General features: G+C 64.9%; 15 protein-coding genes. 11 read left to right on the forward strand and 4 right to left on the reverse strand.

All coding sequences use genetic code 11. The annotated features are described in order from the left end of the window. Positions 1 to 130: 130 nt before the first annotated feature. Positions 131 to 640: a peptidylprolyl isomerase gene (locus ASD71_RS11495; RefSeq protein ID WP_056563523.1), complete on the forward strand. Its 510-nt coding sequence runs from the start codon at positions 131 to 133 to the stop codon at positions 638 to 640. After that, positions 633 to 1,406 carry a UDP-2,3-diacylglucosamine diphosphatase gene (locus ASD71_RS11500; protein WP_056563525.1) on the forward strand — a complete coding sequence of 258 codons (774 nt, stop codon included), beginning with the start codon at positions 633 to 635 and terminating at the stop codon, positions 1,404 to 1,406. The genes ASD71_RS11495 and ASD71_RS11500 overlap by 8 nt, the downstream gene beginning before the upstream one ends. 82 nt (positions 1,407 to 1,488) lie before the next feature. Here ASD71_RS11500 and ASD71_RS11505 read toward each other — a convergent pair whose 3' ends face one another. The 3 genes from ASD71_RS11505 to azu form a co-directional block, all read right to left on the reverse strand. Next, positions 1,489 to 2,352, reverse strand: a complete 864-nt coding sequence (locus tag ASD71_RS11505) for an undecaprenyl-diphosphate phosphatase (RefSeq protein ID WP_056563528.1) — start codon at positions 2,350 to 2,352, stop codon at positions 1,489 to 1,491. 19 nt (positions 2,353 to 2,371) lie between these two features. Beyond that, positions 2,372 to 3,958, reverse strand: a complete 1,587-nt coding sequence (locus ASD71_RS11510; RefSeq protein ID WP_056563530.1) for a TerC family protein — start codon at positions 3,956 to 3,958, stop codon at positions 2,372 to 2,374. A gap of 240 nt (positions 3,959 to 4,198) precedes the next feature. After that, complete coding sequence (gene azu, locus ASD71_RS11515; RefSeq protein WP_056563534.1) at positions 4,199 to 4,648, reverse strand: azurin; 450 nt, start codon at positions 4,646 to 4,648, stop codon at positions 4,199 to 4,201. 268 nt (positions 4,649 to 4,916) lie between these two features. Here azu and ASD71_RS11520 point away from each other — a divergent pair, with 268 nt between their 5' ends. The 9 genes from ASD71_RS11520 to ASD71_RS11560 all read left to right on the forward strand — a co-directional run bounded on the left by ASD71_RS11520 (position 4,917) and on the right by ASD71_RS11560 (position 16,779). Then, positions 4,917 to 7,187 carry a NosR/NirI family protein gene (locus ASD71_RS11520; RefSeq protein ID WP_082578863.1) on the forward strand — a complete coding sequence of 757 codons (2,271 nt, stop codon included), beginning with the start codon at positions 4,917 to 4,919 and terminating at the stop codon, positions 7,185 to 7,187. Between the two features lie 53 nt (positions 7,188 to 7,240). Further along, positions 7,241 to 9,157: a TAT-dependent nitrous-oxide reductase gene (gene nosZ, locus ASD71_RS11525; RefSeq protein WP_056563537.1), complete on the forward strand. Its 1,917-nt coding sequence runs from the start codon at positions 7,241 to 7,243 to the stop codon at positions 9,155 to 9,157. A gap of 6 nt (positions 9,158 to 9,163) precedes the next feature. Next, positions 9,164 to 10,549, forward strand: a complete 1,386-nt coding sequence (locus tag ASD71_RS11530; RefSeq protein ID WP_082578864.1) for a nitrous oxide reductase family maturation protein NosD — start codon at positions 9,164 to 9,166, stop codon at positions 10,547 to 10,549. Next, positions 10,546 to 11,451, forward strand: a complete 906-nt coding sequence (locus ASD71_RS11535; RefSeq protein ID WP_056563540.1) for an ABC transporter ATP-binding protein — start codon at positions 10,546 to 10,548, stop codon at positions 11,449 to 11,451. The genes ASD71_RS11530 and ASD71_RS11535 overlap by 4 nt, the downstream gene beginning before the upstream one ends. Further along, positions 11,448 to 12,278: an ABC transporter permease gene (locus ASD71_RS11540; RefSeq protein ID WP_056563543.1), complete on the forward strand. Its 831-nt coding sequence runs from the start codon at positions 11,448 to 11,450 to the stop codon at positions 12,276 to 12,278. Before ASD71_RS11535 ends, ASD71_RS11540 begins: the two co-directional genes overlap by 4 nt. Then, positions 12,275 to 12,784 carry a nitrous oxide reductase accessory protein NosL gene (locus tag ASD71_RS11545; RefSeq protein WP_056563546.1) on the forward strand — a complete coding sequence of 170 codons (510 nt, stop codon included), beginning with the start codon at positions 12,275 to 12,277 and terminating at the stop codon, positions 12,782 to 12,784. The genes ASD71_RS11540 and ASD71_RS11545 overlap by 4 nt, the downstream gene beginning before the upstream one ends. Positions 12,785 to 12,849: 65 nt before the next feature. Next, complete coding sequence (locus ASD71_RS11550; protein ID WP_056563549.1) at positions 12,850 to 13,848, forward strand: FAD:protein FMN transferase; 999 nt, start codon at positions 12,850 to 12,852, stop codon at positions 13,846 to 13,848. 185 nt (positions 13,849 to 14,033) lie between these two features. After that, positions 14,034 to 14,651 carry a glutathione S-transferase family protein gene (locus tag ASD71_RS11555; protein WP_056563553.1) on the forward strand — a complete coding sequence of 206 codons (618 nt, stop codon included), beginning with the start codon at positions 14,034 to 14,036 and terminating at the stop codon, positions 14,649 to 14,651. 58 nt (positions 14,652 to 14,709) lie between these two features. Continuing rightward, positions 14,710 to 16,779, forward strand: a complete 2,070-nt coding sequence (locus ASD71_RS11560; protein WP_056563556.1) for a pyridoxamine 5'-phosphate oxidase family protein — start codon at positions 14,710 to 14,712, stop codon at positions 16,777 to 16,779. 105 nt (positions 16,780 to 16,884) lie between these two features. Here ASD71_RS11560 and ASD71_RS11565 read toward each other — a convergent pair whose 3' ends face one another. Next, complete coding sequence (locus ASD71_RS11565) at positions 16,885 to 17,670, reverse strand: inositol monophosphatase family protein (protein WP_056563559.1); 786 nt, start codon at positions 17,668 to 17,670, stop codon at positions 16,885 to 16,887. Between the last annotated feature and the right edge of the window lie 119 nt (positions 17,671 to 17,789).

Genomic DNA, 17,789 nt, shown 5'->3' on the forward strand with positions numbered 1-17,789 from the left:
CCGTTACTCCCCTCTACACCTGCTGCGCCTGACGGCGTGCTCGTTCGCACTGGCTGCATTCGCTCCGGCGTTCGTCAGCGCCGCCCCCGCAGCCTCTTCTTCCCCCTCCACCTCCGAAGGCACCAAAACCATGAGCACCAATCCCCGCGTCAAGCTTCAAACGAACCAAGGCGACATGGTCATCACCCTGGACGCCGCCAAGGCGCCCAAGTCCGTCGAAAACTTCCTGACCTATGTCAAGGAAGGCTTCTACAACGGCACGGTGTTCCATCGCGTGATCGACGGCTTCATGATCCAAGGCGGCGGCTTTGAACCCGGCATGAAGCAGAAGCAGACGCACGCCCCGATCGAAAACGAGGCCAACAACGGCCTGAAGAACGACAAGTACACCCTGGCCATGGCCCGCACCAGCGATCCGCATTCGGCCACCGCACAGTTCTTCATCAACGTGTCCAACAACGACTTCCTGAACTTCACGTCGCCCACGCCGAACGGCTGGGGCTACGCCGTGTTCGGCACCATCACCGAAGGCACCGACGTGGTCGAGAAGATCAAGGGCGTGAAGACCGGCAACAAGGGCTTCCACCAGAACGTGCCGAACGAAGACGTGATCATCGAGAAGGCCGAAGTTCTTGAATAAGATCTCCCTGCCCGGCCCGGTCTGGCTGGCATCCGACCTGCACCTGGGGCCGGCCACGCCGGCCACCTCGGAGGCCTTCCTGGCCTTTCTGCAGGCGGCAGAGGAAGAGGCGGCAGCCCTGCTGCTGCCCGGCGACATCTTCGACGCCTGGATCGGCGACGACGTGATCCGCGCCGCCCCGCCGTGGCTTGCCACGGTGCTGGTGGCGCTACGCAATACGGCTGCTCGCATCCCGGTTTGGCTGGGCCGCGGCAACCGCGATTTCCTCATCGGCGAAGAACTGGCCAAGGCCGTGGGCGCCAGCCTGCTGCCCGAGCCGGCGCTGCTGGAAACCGATTTCGGCCAGGTCCTGCTGACGCACGGCGACGAGTTCTGTACGGACGACGCCGCCTACCAGCAATTCCGCAAGATGGTCCGCAACCCGCAATGGCAGGCCGAGTTCCTGGCCAAGACCATCCCCGAGCGGTTGGCCATGGCGCAGCAGGCCCGCGGCGAAAGCCAGGCGGCCAACCAGACGAAGTCCATGGAAATCATGGACGTCAACGCGGACGCCATCGAGTCGATCTTCCGCGAGACGGGCGTGCGCGTGCTGGTTCATGGCCACACGCATCGCCCCAACCGCCACGTGCTCGACATCGACGGCCAAAAGAGCGAACGCTGGGTGCTACCCGACTGGGACTGCGACCACGTGTCGCCCCCGCGCGGCGGCTGGCTGGTCATCGACCGCGACGGACTGCAGTTCTACGACCTGGAAACAGAAGCGTAGACGCCGCAAGACCCACGCAAGTCAAAAAAAGGGCCGCTTCAAGAAGCGGCCTTTTTTCTGCTCCCGCCGAGGCGGGGAGGAATCAGCGCGTGAAGATCCAGGCCGCCACAATGGCGCCGAAGATGATCCGGTACCAGGCGAACACGCGATACGTGTGGTTGGCCACGAAGCGCAGCACGGCCCGCACCACTACCATGGCGCTCAGGAACGCCGCGATGAAGCCCACGGCGATGCCCGACAGGTCGTGCTGGGTCAGCAGGCCGAAGTTCTTGTACATGTCGTAGGCCGCCGCGCCCAGCATGGTCGGCATGGCCAGGAAGAACGAGAATTCGGTGGCCGTCTTGCGCTGGATGCCGGCAATCATGCCGCCGATGATGGTGGCGCCCGACCGCGAGGTGCCGGGAATCATCGCAAAGCACTGCGCCACGCCCACGCCCAGCGCCTGCTTCCAGGTGATCTGTTCGAGCGTGTGGGCCGAGGCGCGCTCGTCCGACGCGGTGTCGTCAGCGGCGCCCGGCGCATCGCCCGGCGTGTGGCGCGTGCGGCGTTCCACGTACAGCATGATCAGCCCGCCCAGCACCAGCGTCACGACGACCACCGCCGGGTGGTAGAACACCGATTTGATGGTCTTGATGAAGATCGCGCCGATCACCGCCGCCGGCAGGAACGCCAGGATCAGGTTGCGGGTGAAGGCCACTTCGCTGGGCACGCCCGTCAGCGTGCCGCGAATCAGCTGGAGCAGGCGGGCGCGGAAGACCCACATCACGGCAAGGATGGATCCAAGCTGGATGACCACCTCGAACACCTTGCCGTCGCCCGAATCGAAATTCAGCCAGTCGCCGACCAGGATGAGGTGGCCCGTGCTGGACACGGGGATGAATTCCGTCAGGCCTTCCAGGATGCCCAGGATGAATGCTTTGATCAGATAGAGCGAGTTCTCGGTCACGGGCTAGGGTCTCTCTCTGTTAGTCGTTGGCTAGGGATGCTTCGTCGGGGAAATGCTCTTCGGGGCGCTTCTCGACGCGCACCAGCGCGATGCGGCGGCCATCCATTTCCAGGACTTCGAAGCGGAAATGCTGGTGATGGATCTGGTATTCGCAGACGTCGCCCGGCTTGGGCAGATGTCCGAAGCGCGAGAGCAGATAGCCCGCGAGCGTGGAAAAGTCCTGGGCGTCGTCGACCAGGCCTTCGGTTTCAAGCACCTGCTCGACGTGGTGCAGGTCGGCCGCCCCGTCGATCTTCCAGGTGTTGGCGCCGTCCGCCACGATGTCGGGCAGTTCGTCCTCGTCGGGGAATTCGCCGGCGATGGCTTCGAAGACGTCGATGGGCGTCACCAGCCCCTCGATGGCGCCGAACTCGTCAGCCACCAGCACGAGCTGGCCGCGCGAGCGCTTGAGGGTGTCCATGAGGCGCAGGATGCCGATCGACTCGTGCACGATGATTGGATCGCGCAGGCGGTTGCGGCGCACCCGGCCTTCGGTGATCAGGTCCGCGATCAGGTCCTTGGCGCGGCCGATGCCCAGCACTTCATCCAGCGAGCCGCGGCACACCGGGAAGAAGCTGTGCGGCGCCTCGGTGAGCTGGCGGCGGATGTTGTCGGGATCGTCGTCGATATTGATCCAGGAAACGTCCGTGCGCGGCGTCATGATGGACCGGATGGAACGCTCGGCCAGCGTCAGCACGCCGCTGACCATGTTGCGCTCTTCGACCCCGAACGCCTGGACGGCTGGGCTGCCGGCATGGGGCAGGTCGGGTTCGTCGCTGGCCGGCGGGCGCTTGCCCAGCATGCGCAGCACGGCCGAGGCGGTGCGTTCGCGCATGGGGAAGCGGGCGTCGAGCTTGAGCAGGTTGCGGCGCGCCACCTGGTTGAGCGCCTCGATGGCAACCGAGAATCCGATGGCCGCGTACAGATAGCCCTTGGGCACCTTGAAGCCGAAGGCTTCGGCCAGGAGCGAAAAGCCGATCATCAGCAAGAAGCCCAGGCACAGCACCACCACCGTCGGGTGGGCGTTGACAAAGCGCGTCAGCGGCTTGGACGCGATCAGCATGATGCCGATAGCGATGATGACCGCGATCATCATGATGGCCAGGTGGTCCACCATGCCGACGGCGGTAATCACCGAGTCCAGCGAAAACACGGCATCCAGCACCACGATCTGCGTGACGATCACCCAGAAGCTGGCGTAGACGCGCGGGCCGGACGAGCCGGTGTGCATGCTGCCTTCAAGGCGCTCGTGCAGTTCCATCGTGCCTTTGAACAGCAGGAACAGGCCGCCCACCATCAGGATCAGGTCGCGACCCGAAGGCGATAGTGGACCGATATTGAACAGGGGGGTAGTCAGCGTGACCAGCCATGACATGACGGACAACAGGCCCAGGCGCATGATGAGCGCGAGGCTCAGGCCCATGATGCGCGCGCGATCGCGCTGCGCGGGCGGCAGCTTGTCCGCCAGGATGGCGATGAAAATCAGGTTATCAATGCCCAGGACGATCTCAAGGACGACCAGGGTAAGCAAGCCGACCCACGCAGCGGGGTCCAGCAGCCACTCCATCAGGAGCTCCAGAAGTTACACGACCGGTAATCGTACATGGAAAATCCATGACATGCCGGTGACGCATCCCGTCCGTAAGCCTGATGGACAGAGGCTTTGGGCCGAATGGACTAAGGCTTGCAAGCGCCTGAATCCGGCCCGTCGGCCCGGTTCACGCGCGCCGCGCGACAGGTGCCGCGGGCATGAAAAAGCCGGCCCCCCGGCCGGCTCTCGCTTGTCTCAACAGACCCGTCGGGGGGATTAGCCGCCGACTTTGAGCGTGCCCTTCATCATGGCCCAGTGGCCGGGGAAGGAGCAGAAGAATGCGTAGTTTTCGCCAGCGGCGAGCTTGGAGACGTCGATCTTGACGGAGTCGGATTCGCCGCCGCCGATGACCTTGGTGTGGGCGATGACGCGGGTGTCGCCCGCCTTGACGTAGTCCTGCGCGAGGCCGGCGCCCATGCCGTCCGTGGCGACGCCCTGCTTGTCGGCTTCCTTGGTGAGGACCCAGTTGTGGCCCATCGCGACCTTGGCCATCTTGCCGACGTGCTTCAGGTTGACCGTGAATTCCTTGCAGCTCTTGTCGACCACGATTTCCTTGACGTTGAACTGCATGGCGTCGTTGCTTTCGACGGTGGCTTCACATTGCGCGGCCAGCACGGGCAGGCTGGAGGCGGAAAGAAGGATGGCGAGGGTGGCTTTTGCCAGCATGAAATTCTCCGATGACACAGCGGTCGATGCACGTACGCCAGCCATATGCAGACGCCGTTGCCGCCGCGGGTCAGTGTAGGACTGCCTTCTCGTCGTCCGATTGACATCCATCAACACCACTCGCGGATACCCCCCAAATCTACGGAACTTCCCCTACATATCGTAGGGCTATTAGGCCTTCGACTCTGTCAGATTGACAAACCGCAATCCACCCCCCGATGCATGTTCGTAGGATGCCCGTAAGCAAACACAACGAACAGAGTTCAGCATGCGCGGCAGTACCGCAGTACACCTTCGGGTCACAAAATACGTTCAAGCCGCGTTCATTGCTTTATGGCTTTCCTGTCTGTTCCTGGCGCAAGCGGCGCAGGCGCAACGCCTGCCTGAATTCCTGGCCAGCACACCCATCACGGACGTATTCCCCGGCGCCGACCGCTCCGGGCCCGTCGAGGGCAAGCCCGCCATTGCCCGCGTGTTTGCGGGCAATAAGCCGCTCGGCCTTGTCTACCTGACTACCGACGTGGTCAACACCCGCGGCTACTCAAGCAAGCCGATCGACGTGCTGGTGGGGCTTTCCGACAGCGGCCGCATCATGGGCGCCAAGCTGGTCGAGCACCACGAGCCCATCGTGCTGATCGGCATACCGCAAGCCAAGGTCGATCGTTTCATCCAGGGCTACGTCGGCCTGAACTTCGTCGAGTCCCCGCCCCGTCACGGCGCACCGCCGCCCGTGGACATCGTCAGCGGCGCAACGGTCACGCTGATGGTGATCGGCGACACGATCACGCGGTCCGCCATTGCGGTGGCGCGCGCGCACGGCATCGACAAGTCGGGCGCGCCACGCGCCGCGGCGCAGCCGGCTGCCACCCGCGTCCTCGACGAAGACAAGGACACGGTGCAGACCTGGCAGGAACTGCTTGACGCGGGCGCCGTGAAGAACCTGCGCCTGACGCCCGACGACGTCAATCAGGCGTTCCTGCGGTCCGGCCGCAAGGACGCGGCCGATCATGGCGAGGGCGGCCCCGACGATACCTTCATCGACCTGTATGCCGCGCTGGTCAGCGCACCATCCATCGGCCGCAGCCTGCTGGGCGACAACGGCTGGCAGCGCCTGAAGGAACGCCTCAAGCCCGGCCAGCAGGCTGTGCTGGTCGCGGGCAATGGGCTCTATTCATTCAAGGGGTCCGGTTACGTGCGCGGCGGCATCTTCGACCGCATCGAGGTCATCCAGGACGAAGGCGCCTTCCGGTTCCGCGATCGCAACCACCAGCGGCTGGCCGACATCAACGCCAAGGGCGCGCCGGCGCTGCGCGAAGTCGCCCTCTTTGTCGTGCCCGAAGACACCTCGCTCGACCCGGTCAAGCCGTGGCGCCTGCAACTGTTGGTGCAGCGCGTGCTCAGCGTGTCGGACAAAGCGTTCGTCACGTTCGATCTGCCGTATGACCTGCCCGCGGCCTACACCCGCACCGTCGCGCCGCCGCCGGCGCCCGCCGCCAGTCAATCCTCCGCCATTCAGTCCGCCGCCGCCACGGCGCCCTCGCCCGACGCCGAATCCGCGCCGCCCGCGCTGTGGAAGCAGATCTGGCAGGGCAAGGCCGGCCAGATCGCCATCCTGACCATCGCGCTGACGGTGCTCGTCGGCATTTTCTTCTTCCAGGACCAGCTCTCCTCACGCCCGCTGCTGCACGACAGGCTGCGTCTGGCGTTCCTGGCCTTCGCGCTGTTCTGGATCGGCTGGTACGGGCAGGCGCAGTTATCCATCGTGAACGTGCTGACATTCTTCTCGGCCTTGCGCACCGACTTCCGCTGGGAATACTTCCTGATGGATCCGCTGGTGTTCATCCTGTGGTGCGCCACCGCCATCTCCATGGTCTTCTGGAACCGCGGCGCGTTCTGCGGCTGGCTGTGCCCGTTCGGCGCGCTGCAGGAACTGACCAACCGCATCGCCCGGCGGCTTGGTGTGCGCCAGCTCAAGATTCGCCACGGCGTGGCGCAACGGCTGTCCACGCTCAAGTACGTGATCTTCCTGCTGCTCTTCGGCTTCTCGCTGTATGACCTTGCGGTTGCCGAGCAACTGGCCGAAGTCGAACCCTTCAAGACCGCGATCATCCTGCACTTCGTGCGCCACTGGCCCTTCGTGCTGTTCGCCGTGGCGCTGCTGGCCGCAGGTCTGTTCATCGAGCGCTTCTTCTGCCGCTACCTGTGCCCGCTGGGCGCCGCGCTGGCCATCCCCGCCCGGCTGCGTATCTTCAATTGGCTCAAGCGCTACCGCGACTGCGGCAACCCCTGTCAACGGTGCAACATCGAATGCCCCGTTCAGGCGATCGACCCCTCCGGAGAAATCAATCCGAACGAGTGCATCCAGTGCCTGCACTGCCAGATGCTTTACCACCACAAACAGAAGTGCCCTCACCTGATCCAGAAGCAGGCAAAGCGTGAGCGGCGCCCGGCTCCGCCCCCTGAGCCGTCGGTGCAGGAAGTCGTTCTGCACCGCATGCCGACCCCCAACTCGGCAAATCGCCCCAACCGGGAATCGTGAAACACGATTTTCGTACCGCGGCGCAATGCGCCGTCCCTACCTAGGAGTTATCCATGTCCGACAAGACCCCCGAAAAAGCCGGCCTCACCCGCCGAAGCTTCCTGGGCACCGCAGCCATCACCGGCGCGGCCGGCCTCGTTGCCGGGGCGCAGATGTCCACCGCGCACGGCAAAGAGGGCAAATCTGGCAACGGCGCCGTGCTCGGGCATGTCGCGCCGGGCGAGCTCGACGAATACTATGCGTTCAACTCCAGCGGCCAGTCGGGCGAAGTCCGCGTGCTGGGCCTGCCGTCCATGCGCGAACTCGTGCGCATTCCCGTCTTCAACCATTGCAGCGCCACGGGCTGGGGCCGCACGAACGAAAGCCGCAAGGTCCTGACCGACGGCCTCACGCCTGAAACCCGCGAATACCTCAAGGATAAGGGCGGCGTGTTCCCCAACGGCGACGCCCACCACCCCCACCTGTCGTTCACCGACCAGACCTACGACGGCCGCTACCTCTTCATCAACGACAAGGCCAACAATCGAGTGGCCCGCATCCGCCTGGACGTGATGAAGACCGACAAGATCGTTGAGCTGCCCAACGTGTCGGGCGTGCACGGCCTGCGTCCGCAGCGCTATCCGCGCACCGGCTACGTGTTTGCCAACGGCGAGCACATCATCCCGCTGCCTAACGACGGCAAGGTGCTTGACGATCCCAAGAAGAACTTCTTCTCGGTCTACTCGGCCATTGATGGCGACACCATGAAGGTCGCGTGGCAAGTGCTGGTCGACGGCAACCTGGACAACGGCGACGCCGACTACCAGGGCAAATACTCGTTCGCCACCTGCTACAACTCGGAGAAAGGCGTCACCGTCGAGGAAATGTCCGCCAACGAGCAGGACTGGGTCGTGGTCTTCGACCTCAAGCGCATCGAGAAGGCGGTCAAGGACGGCGACTTCAAGACGATGGGCGGCGTGCCGGTCGTCGACGGCCGCCACGGCTCCAAGTACACGCGCTACATCCCGGTCCCCAACTCGCCCCACGGCTGCAACGCCGCGCCCGACGGCATCCATCTCATGCTGAACGGCAAGCTCTCGCCCACCGTCACCGTGATCGACGTGCGCAAGCTGGACGACCTGTTCGCCGACAAGATCAAGCCTCGCGACTGCGTCGTGGCCGAGCCGCAATTGGGCCTTGGCCCGCTGCATACCGCGTTCGACGGCCGCGGCAACGCCTACACCACGTTGTTCATCGACAGCCAGATGGTCAAGTGGAACATCGACAAGGCCAAGCGCGCCTACAAGGGCGAAAAGGTCGACCCGATCCTCCAGAAGCTGGACGTGCATTACCAGCCGGGCCACAACCACTCCACGATGGGCGAAACCAAGGAAGCCGACGGCAAATGGCTGGTGTCGCTGAACAAGTTCTCGAAGGATCGCTTCCTGAACGTGGGTCCGCTCAAGCCCGAGAACGACCAGCTCATCGACATTTCCGGCGACGAGATGAAGCTGGTGCATGACGGCCCCAGCTTCGCCGAGCCGCACGACATGTGCCTGGTGCACCGTTCCAAGATCAACCCGATCAGCGTCTGGAAGCGCGACGACCCCATGTGGGAAGACGCCCGCCAAATCGCCAAGAAGGACGGCGTGTCGCTGGAAGACGCCGCCAAGGTCGTGCGCGACGGCAACAAGGTCCGCGTGTACATGATGGCGGTGGCGCCGATGTTCAGCTTGAAGCAGTTCGAGGTGAACCAGGGCGACGAGGTCACGGTGTTCGTGACCAACATGGAAGTGATCGAAGACCTGACGCACGGCTTCACGCTGGAAGGCCACGGCATCGCCATGGAGATCGGTCCTCAGGCCACGTCGTCCATCACGTTCAAAGCGGATCGCCCTGGCATCTACTGGTACTACTGCCAGTGGTTCTGCCACGCGCTGCACATGGAAATGTCCGGCCAGATGATCGTGCATCCCAAGAAGTCTGCGTAACGATCCATGGCTGCCATCGCAACCTTGCGAAACGCGGTGTGGGCCGCGGCCGGCTTCGTGCTGGCCGGCTTCGGCCCGGTCCTGAACGGCGCCGCCGCGGCCGCCACCCTGGAGGTCGCGGCGGGCGCCGATCTGGCGCAAGCCGTCGCCACGGCGCAGCCCGGCGATACGCTGCGCCTGGCGCCCGGCATTTACGCCGGCGACGTGATCATCGACAAGCCGCTCACGCTGGAGGGACCCAAGGACCGTTCCGCCGTCATCGCCGGCACGCGCCAGGGGCGCACCCTGTGGATCAAGGCCACGGACGTGTCGCTGCGCAACCTGACCGTCACCCGCTCGGGGCTGGACCTGCCCGCCATGGACGCAGGCATCTTCCTGGACCGCACCGCGCATCGCGCCGTGGTGGAACACAACGACATCCTGGACAACCTGTTCGGCGTCTATGTATGGGGTCCGCAGGACGCGCTGGTGCGCGGCAACCGCATCGTGGGCAACAAAGAGCTGCGCGTGGCCGAGCGTGGCAATGGGGTGTCGCTATGGAACACGCCCGGCAGCGCGGTGGTGGACAACGACATTTCCGCCGGCCGCGACGGCGTCTTCGTGAACACCAGCAAACAGAACCGGTTCACCGGCAACCGCTTCCATGACCTGCGTTACGGCGTGCACTATATGTACACGAACGACAGCGAGATCAGCGGCAACGTGTCCACCGGCAACGACATCGGCTTCGCCATCATGTATTCGCACCGCCTGGTCGTCACCGGCAACGTGGCGGTGAACAACGTGGAACAGGGCCTGATGATGAATTACGCCAACGACTCCGACATCTCCGGCAACACCGTCGACGGCGCCGGCAAGTGCGTATTCATCTACAACGCCAACAAGAACCGCTTTGCGGACAACCATTTCTCCAACTGCGATATCGGCATCCATTTCACGGCGGGTTCCGAGGGCAATCGGATCTCGGGCAACGCCTTCATCAACAACCGCAACCAGGTCAAGTACGTGGGCACGCGGGTGATGGAATGGTCTGATAACGGACGCGGCAACTACTGGAGCGACAACACGGCCTTCGATCTGGATGGCGACGGCATCGCCGATACGGCCTACCGTCCGAACGACGTGGTGGACCAGCTGCTGTGGCGCGCCCCCGCCGCGCGCATCCTGCTTAACAGTCCGGCCATCTCGGTGGTGCGCTGGGCGCAATCGCAGTTCCCCGCGATCCTGCCTGGCGGAGTGATCGACAGCGCGCCGCTGATGAAGCCTGTCCGGGAACCGCGCGCTGACAACGGCGCCATCGCCGGCGCGAATCTCGACGCGCATCTCGACGCGAGTCTTGCCGCAAAACCCGACGCAAAAACCGGCGCGAAGCGCGCCGAGGACAATCAATGAGCAATCCACTGGTGACGCTTGCGGGCGTCAGCAAACACTATGGAGCCCACCGGGCCATCAGCGTCCTGGACCTGGACCTGCGCGAAGGCGAATGCGTGGCGCTGGCCGGGCACAACGGCGCCGGCAAGAGCACCCTGATCAAGCTGATCCTCGGACTCATCCGCCCGACGCACGGGCGCGTCACGTTGTTCGGCCAGGACGCGCACAGCCCGGCCGCCGCGCGCCTGCGCGACCGGATCGGCTACCTGCCCGAAACGGTCGCGCTGCATCCCGCGATGACGGGCGCCGAGACACTGGCTTTCTACGCGCGCCTGAAACGTCAGCCCGTATCGCGCAACGCGGAACTGCTTGAGAAAGTGGGCATCTCCGGCGCGGCGCACCGCCGCGTGGGCGGCTATTCAAAAGGCATGCGCCAGCGGCTGGCCTTGGCGCAGGCGCTGCTTGGCGCGCCGCGCATCCTGCTGTTCGACGAGCCCACCACCGGCCTGGACCCGGCCTCGCGCCTCAAGTTCTACGAGATCGTGCACGAGCTGCGCGCCAGCGGCGCCACCATCCTGCTTAGCACGCACGCCTTGTCGGAGCTGGCCGGCCACGCCGACCGCATCGTCGTCATGAAGGCGGGCGTGAAGATCGCCGACGGCGGCATGTCGGCGCTGCGCCGCGACACCGGGCTGCCGATCCGTATCAGCGTCACACTTGGGCCGGACAACGCATCCGCCCCGCCCTCCTCGGCCTGGCGCCAGGTCGACGCCAGCCGCTATGAACGCCTGTGCCACGAATCGGACAAGGTCGAGGCCATCCGCAGCATCGGCGCCATCGGGGCGCCCATCAGCGACCTGGACATCCAGGTTCCAGGGCTTGACGACATCTACGCCCATCTGCTTGAACGGGAAGACGCATGAACGCCGTAAGCACAATCATCGGCAAGGAAATCCGCGACGGCCTGCGCAATCGCTGGGTCCTTGCCACATCGCTCCTTTTGGCCGCGCTGGCGCTGGCGCTGGGCCTCTTGGGTAGCGCCCCCACCGGCGCGGTCAAGGTCGATCCCCTGACCGTCACGGTGGTCAGCCTGTCCAGCCTGTCCATCTTCCTGGTGCCGCTCATCGCGATGCTGCTGGCCTACGACGCCATCGTCGGCGAGGTCGACCGCGGCACCATGGCCCTGCTGCTCAGCTACCCGGTGTCGCGCTGGCAGGTCATCTTGGGCAAATTCATCGGCCATCTGGTCATCCTGGCCATCGCGACCGGCGCGGGCTATGGGTCGGCGGGACTGGCGCTGCAATGGGTGTATGGCGGCATGGACGCCAGCGCCTGGCGGCCCTTCGCCATGCTGATCGGCGCCAGCGTGCTGCTCGGCGCAAGCTTTCTCGCCATGGGCTACCTCGTCAGCACGCTGGTGCGCGAACGCGCCACGGCGGCGGGCATCGCACTGGGGGTGTGGCTGTTCTTTGTCGTCATCTATGACATGGGCCTCTTGGGTGTGCTGGCTGCGGATCAAGGCCGCCACGTCACGCCGGGCATGCTCAATGCGCTACTGCTGGCCAATCCGTCCGACGTATACCGGCTGCTGAACCTGACAGGGTTCGAGAACATTTCCATGTACGCGGGCATGGCCGGCGTCAGCGATCAGGCGCACATGCCCGTGCCGCTGCTGGTGGCGGCGCAATTGCTGTGGATCGCCGTGCCGTTTCTGCTGGCCGCCTTCTGCTTCCGGAGGAAACAGCTATGACGCTGCAACGTTGGGCCGCAATAACGGCCTTCTCGGCCATCATGCTGGCGCTGTCGGCCTGCGGCGGCGACGAACCCGCCGCGGCGCCGCCCGCGCCGCAGGCGGTCTCCGCTGAGGCCGTCGGCCACTACTGCGGAATGATGCTGCTGGACCACACGGGGCCGAAGGGCCAGATATTCGTAAAAGGGCGCGCCGCGCCGGTGTGGTTCTCGTCCATCAAGCAGGTGTTCGCCTACACGCTGCTGCCCGAAGAACCCAAGGGCCTGGCCGCCATCTATGTCAACGACATGGCGGCCGCCGGCCCCGATGGCGCGGCGGATCTGAAGGCGTGGGTCGATGCCCGCCAGGCCTTCTACGTCATCAACTCCAGCTTCATCGGCGGCATGGGCGCCGAAGACGCCATGCCGTTTTCGGATCAGACGCGCGCGCAGGCTTTCGCGCAGACCCACGGCGGACGCGTCGTGCGCTTTGCCGACGTGCCCGAGGACTACGTGTTTGCCCAATAGTGCGAACGCCCGCCGCCCTGATTGAATCGCCCTTACTTTTTGCGCCTCACCTGGTTGATAACGCCATGAACCCTCCCGCCCGTCGCCGCTTCCTCGGCATCGTTGCCGCGTCTTCCGCGCTGGCTCTCGCTCCCGGTTTCCTGCGCCGCGCGCATGCGGCCATCGCGCCGGTACGCTGGCAAGGCGTGGCGCTGGGCGCGGACGCGGAACTGCGGCTGTATCATCCCGACCGCCTGGCTGCCGAACAGCTCATCGAACGGGCGTTGCAGGAACTGCGGCGGCTCGAGGGCGTGTTCAGCCTGTACCGCGACGACAGCGCGCTGTCGATCCTGAACCGCCAGGGGTATCTGGCCGATCCGCCCTCCGACCTGGTCCGGCTGCTCAGCGAAAGCCGGCACTACGCGGAATTGACCGGGGGCCTCTTTGATCCGTCCGTGCAGCCGCTGTGGCGCGTGTACGCCGACCACTTCGCGCAAACCGATGCTTCCCCCGATGGCCCCGCACAGAACGATATCTCTCGGGCGCTGCAGTCCGTGTCGTACAGAAGCATCCAGGTCGACCCGCAGCGCATCCGCCTGCAGCCGGGCATGGCGCTGACGCTGAACGGCATCGCGCAGGGCTACATCACCGACCGCGTGACGGACCTGTTTCGCAACGCCGGTCTGGAGCGCGCGTTGGTCGACATGGGCGAGATACGCGGACTGGATGCATCGGCCAACGCTGCGGGGTGGCGCGTCGGGCTGGCCGATCCGCTGTCGCCCGACCAGATCCTGGCGCAGGTGCCGATCAGCAATCAGGCGCTGGCCACGTCGGGCGGCTATGGCACGCCGCTGGATGCCGCGGGACAGTATTCGCATCTCTTCGATCCGCTCACAGGACAGGCAAGGCCGCTGTACCGCAGCGTGTCCGTCATGGCGTCCACAGCCACGGCTGCCGATGCGCTGTCCACGGCGTTTTCGAACATGCCGCTGGAACGTACCGCGGCGCTGGTGCGCAGCCTGGGCGTGCGGGCGTGGATGGTGCTTCCCGATGGCCGGTTGATTGCGCAGTCCGCCGAGACCTGATCGCGGCACGGCTGCCTGCGCGAGCGTCGGGCACACAGATTTCGACCCCGGCCAAACCGATTATTTCTCCCAGCGTAATAAAGAAGTGCGCCCAGAGGTTATTCCTCTAAAAATCGTTCGGTTCCACACTGACGGCACGGTTCGGGAATTGTCCCGCTCCGAAAACCCACCCCAGGAGCCGGACCTTGAAAATCCACCACCACCCGCTGTCGGGCCATTCTCACCGAGTGGTTCTCTTCGCATCGCTGCTTGGCCTGAACGCCGAGCTGGTCGAAGTCGATCTGAAGTCGGGAGCCCACAAGAAGCCCGAATTTCTCGCCCTCAATCCCTTCGGCCAAGTCCCGGTTCTGGAAGACGACGGCGTTGCCATTGCGGATTCGAATGCCATCCTGGTCTATCTCGCCAACAAATCCGGCCAACGCGCCTGGCTGCCGGAAGACGCGCGTGGCGCGGCGGCCGTCCAGCGCTGGCTGTCGGTGGCGGCGGGTGAAGTCGCCTACGGGCCGGCGGCGGCCCGGCTGATCACCGTGTTCGGCGCCGGCTTCAACGCCGAAGAAGTCATCGGGCGCGCGCACGCCCTGCTCAATAAGCTTGAAGCCCACTTGGCCAATCGCGAGTGGCTGGCCGCCGATCATCCGACCATCGCTGACGTCGCAATCTACAGCTACCTCGCCCGCGCGCCCGAGGGGAACGTCGATCTTTCGGCGTACACCGCGGTCAAGGGTTTCCTCGGCCGAGTCGAGGCCTTGCCGGGCTTTGTGCCCTTCGTCCAGACCCCGGCCGGGCTGACCGCCAACGCGTGACGGCGTCCTGAGCACCGACGGCTTGGTCCGCGGTCCATCCCCCCAGCGAGAAACGAAAATGGCCGAGACATCCACCAAGTTGCCCACCTGGCATGCGGGCGAAAAATTCATCCAGGAGAAGGTCGGCGTCGCCGAACGAATGGAAGTGGTCGGCCAACGTGTCGTGCGGGACTACATGCCTGACCAACACCGGGACTTCTACGCGCAACTGCCCTTCATCGTGCTGGGAAGCGTGGACGCCGCGGGGGACGCCTGGGCGACGTTTCTTGAAGGCAGACCGGGCTTCATGTCGTCGCCGACACCGGCGACGCTCGATATCGCCGCCCGCCCGGATGCCACGGACCCGGCAGGCCGCGGCATGATTGAAGGCGCTCCGGTCGGCCTGTTGGGCATCGAGATGCACACGCGCCGCCGCAACCGCATGAACGGTGTGCTCGCACATGGCGTGGATAGCGGTTTCCGGGTCGGCGTCGATCAAAGTTTCGGAAACTGCCCGCGGTACATTCAGCTCCGCGACTTCACCTTTGTCCGCGATCCCGGCGTGCCCGCGCCGGTGCAGGCCGAGGAACTGGCGGGCATCGACCCGGAGACGCGGGCGCTGATCGAAAAATCCGACGCCTTTTTTGTCGCGTCGTACGCCGAGCGTGAAGACCGCCGCCAGGTCGATGTCTCCCATCGCGGCGGCAAGGCCGGGTTCGTGCGGGTGCATCAGGACGGCACGCTTACCATTCCGGACTTCAACGGCAACCTCTTCTTTGCCACGCTCGGCAACATCCTGCTCAACGGCAAGGCAGGACTTCTGTTCGTCGATTTCGAGACCGGCGACATGCTGCAGATGACGGGCGAGGCTCAGGTCATCCTGGACGCTCCCGACATCGCGGCATTTCAGGGTGCGGAGCGTCTATGGACATTCCGCGCGCACAAGATCGTGCGCAGACGGGGCGGCCTGGCCCTGCGCTGGAAGTTTCAGGAGGGCGGCTGGTCGGAGAGTTCGTTAATGACGGGCGATTGGCAGCAAGCCGATGCGCGGTTGCGCGCGGCGGAATTTGCAACCCGTTGGCGACCCTTGAAAGTGCGCAGCGTCGTGCAGGAAAGCGAGTCGATCCGATCGTTTCATCTGGCGCCGGACGATGGCGCTGGACTGCTGCCGCATCTGGCGGGCCAGCATCTGCCCATACGCGTCAACGTCCCGGGATTGGATAAGCCGATCATTCGCACCTACACGCTGTCGGTCGCACCGTCGGATGGGCATTACCGCATCAGCGTCAAGCGGGATGGCCAGGTCTCCCAATACCTGCACGACCACCTGCAAGAGGGCGACACCATCGACGTGCGGGCGCCGGCGGGCAGTTTCACGCTGGACGCGCAGACGAATCGCCCTGCAGTGCTGATGGCGGGAGGAGTCGGCATCACGCCCATGCTGGCGATGCTGCGCCATCTTGTCTATGAAGGGCTGCGCCGGCAACGCATCCGGCCCACTACGCTGTTTTATGCCGCGCGCGCCAAGCGCGAACGCGCGTTTGATGATGAGATTGCCCAGCTGGTTGCCGCCGCAAAAGGCGCAGTCAAAGTCGTTCGTGTGCTCAGCGATATCGCCGATGCCCGGGACGGCATTGATTACGAAGCCTCGGGCCGTATCGATATGCCACTGCTCAGCCGGTTTCTGGCATTTGGCGACTACGAGTTCTATCTTTGCGGCCCCCCGACGTTCACACAGGCCATCTACGACGGCTTGCGCGGCTACGGCATCGCCGATGAAAGAATCCTCGCCGAGGCGTTCGGACCGGCGTCGTTGACGCGCACGGGTACGCCCCATGCAGATAAGCCGGTCCGCTTGCCGCCGGCCACGGCCTCCGTGCCCATCGCGTTCATGAATTCGCTGAAGGAGGCACGCTGGACCCCGGGGTCCGGCACGCTACTTGATCTTGCGGAGACGCGCGGACTGAATCCTGAATTCAGTTGCCGTGAGGGGAATTGCGGGACGTGCCGCACCAAACTGATCAAGGGCGCGGTGACCTACATAAAGGAACCCACCGCCGAAGCCGGTGAGGATGAGGTCCTCATTTGCTGCGCGGTGCCCGCCATGCCGCTGGGCGAAGAAGAGAATCGAATCCAGTTGGCGCTCTGACCCACGTGCGGTATGCGGCGGGCCGCTAGCCCGCGCGGGTAGCGTCCTGACGTAGTGAAAAAAAACCGGCCGCCAGGGCCGGTTTCTGTTTGCGCGTCGCGCCGATCAGGCCGCCGAGGGTGGGTTCAGCGTGGAGAGCATCTGCGTGAAGATCTTGGGGCTTGCGGCCAGGACGTTGCCGCTGTCCATCCAGCCTTGTTCGCCATCGAAGTCGGCGACCAGACCGCCCGCTTCCAGCACCATCAGGCTGCCGGCAGCTACATCCCAGGGCTTCAGGCCCACGCCGCAGAAACCGTCCAGGCGGCCGGAGGCCACATAGGCGAGGTCCAGCACGGTCGAGCCCAGGCGGCGCACGCCGGTGGCGCCTTCGGCCATCTGGCGGAAACGCTGCGAGCCCTGTTCGGGATCGCCGGCATTGGGCCAGTGCGCGCCCAGCAGCGCGTCGTGGTAGCGGGTGCGGCCCGAGACGCGCACGCGGCGGTCGTTCAGGAACGTGCCGCTGCCACGGCTGGCGGTGAAGAGTTCGTTGCGCGAGGGGTCATAGATGACCGCTTGCGTGACCTGGCCGCGCTGCGTCAGCGCAATCGACACGGCGTAATTGGGCAGGCCGTGGATGAAGTTCGTGGTGCCGTCCAGCGGGTCGATGATCCACTGGAATTCCGCCTGGTCGGGTCCCTGCAGACCGAACTCCTCGCCCAGCACGGCGTGGTCAGGGTAGGCTGCGCGCAGCGTTTCGACGATGGACTCTTCGGCGGCGCGATCGACTTCCGTGACATAATCGCGCGGCCCCTTGCGAGCCACGCTGAGTCGTTCCAAATCCATGCTGGCACGGTTGATAATGGTGCCGGCACGCCGGGCCGCCTTGATGGCGATGTTGAGCATCGGGTGCATAAAATTCCGTACGTATGCGATGAGTTGGCTTGATGATAGGCCGCTTGCCGCCCCCCGGCACGCCGTCGCCCCCGCGGGGAAATCGACTCAAAAAACCAGGAAGGCACGAAGCCAAACGT

The sequence above is a fragment of the Achromobacter sp. Root565 genome, from assembly GCF_001427425.1.
GTDB classification, from domain to species: Bacteria; Pseudomonadota; Gammaproteobacteria; order Burkholderiales; family Burkholderiaceae_B; genus Achromobacter; species Achromobacter spanius_D.

What these genes read in the sequence shown, in the direction of transcription:
- ASD71_RS11520 (WP_082578863.1), top strand. Translation starts at nt 4,917, where the DNA reads ATGCGCGGCAGTACCGCAGTACACCTTCGGGTCACAAAATACGTTCAA.
- ASD71_RS11550 (WP_056563549.1), top strand. Translation starts at nt 12,850, where the DNA reads ATGAACCCTCCCGCCCGTCGCCGCTTCCTCGGCATCGTTGCCGCGTCT.
- ASD71_RS11560 (WP_056563556.1), top strand. Translation starts at nt 14,710, where the DNA reads ATGGCCGAGACATCCACCAAGTTGCCCACCTGGCATGCGGGCGAAAAA.
- ASD71_RS11545 (WP_056563546.1), top strand. Translation starts at nt 12,275, where the DNA reads ATGACGCTGCAACGTTGGGCCGCAATAACGGCCTTCTCGGCCATCATG.
- ASD71_RS11565 (WP_056563559.1), bottom strand. Translation starts at nt 17,670, where the DNA reads ATGCACCCGATGCTCAACATCGCCATCAAGGCGGCCCGGCGTGCCGGC.
- azu (WP_056563534.1), bottom strand. Translation starts at nt 4,648, where the DNA reads ATGCTGGCAAAAGCCACCCTCGCCATCCTTCTTTCCGCCTCCAGCCTG.
- ASD71_RS11540 (WP_056563543.1), top strand. Translation starts at nt 11,448, where the DNA reads ATGAACGCCGTAAGCACAATCATCGGCAAGGAAATCCGCGACGGCCTG.
- ASD71_RS11535 (WP_056563540.1), top strand. Translation starts at nt 10,546, where the DNA reads ATGAGCAATCCACTGGTGACGCTTGCGGGCGTCAGCAAACACTATGGA.
- ASD71_RS11510 (WP_056563530.1), bottom strand. Translation starts at nt 3,958, where the DNA reads ATGGAGTGGCTGCTGGACCCCGCTGCGTGGGTCGGCTTGCTTACCCTG.
- nosZ (WP_056563537.1), top strand. Translation starts at nt 7,241, where the DNA reads ATGTCCGACAAGACCCCCGAAAAAGCCGGCCTCACCCGCCGAAGCTTC.
- ASD71_RS11530 (WP_082578864.1), top strand. Translation starts at nt 9,164, where the DNA reads ATGGCTGCCATCGCAACCTTGCGAAACGCGGTGTGGGCCGCGGCCGGC.
- ASD71_RS11495 (WP_056563523.1), top strand. Translation starts at nt 131, where the DNA reads ATGAGCACCAATCCCCGCGTCAAGCTTCAAACGAACCAAGGCGACATG.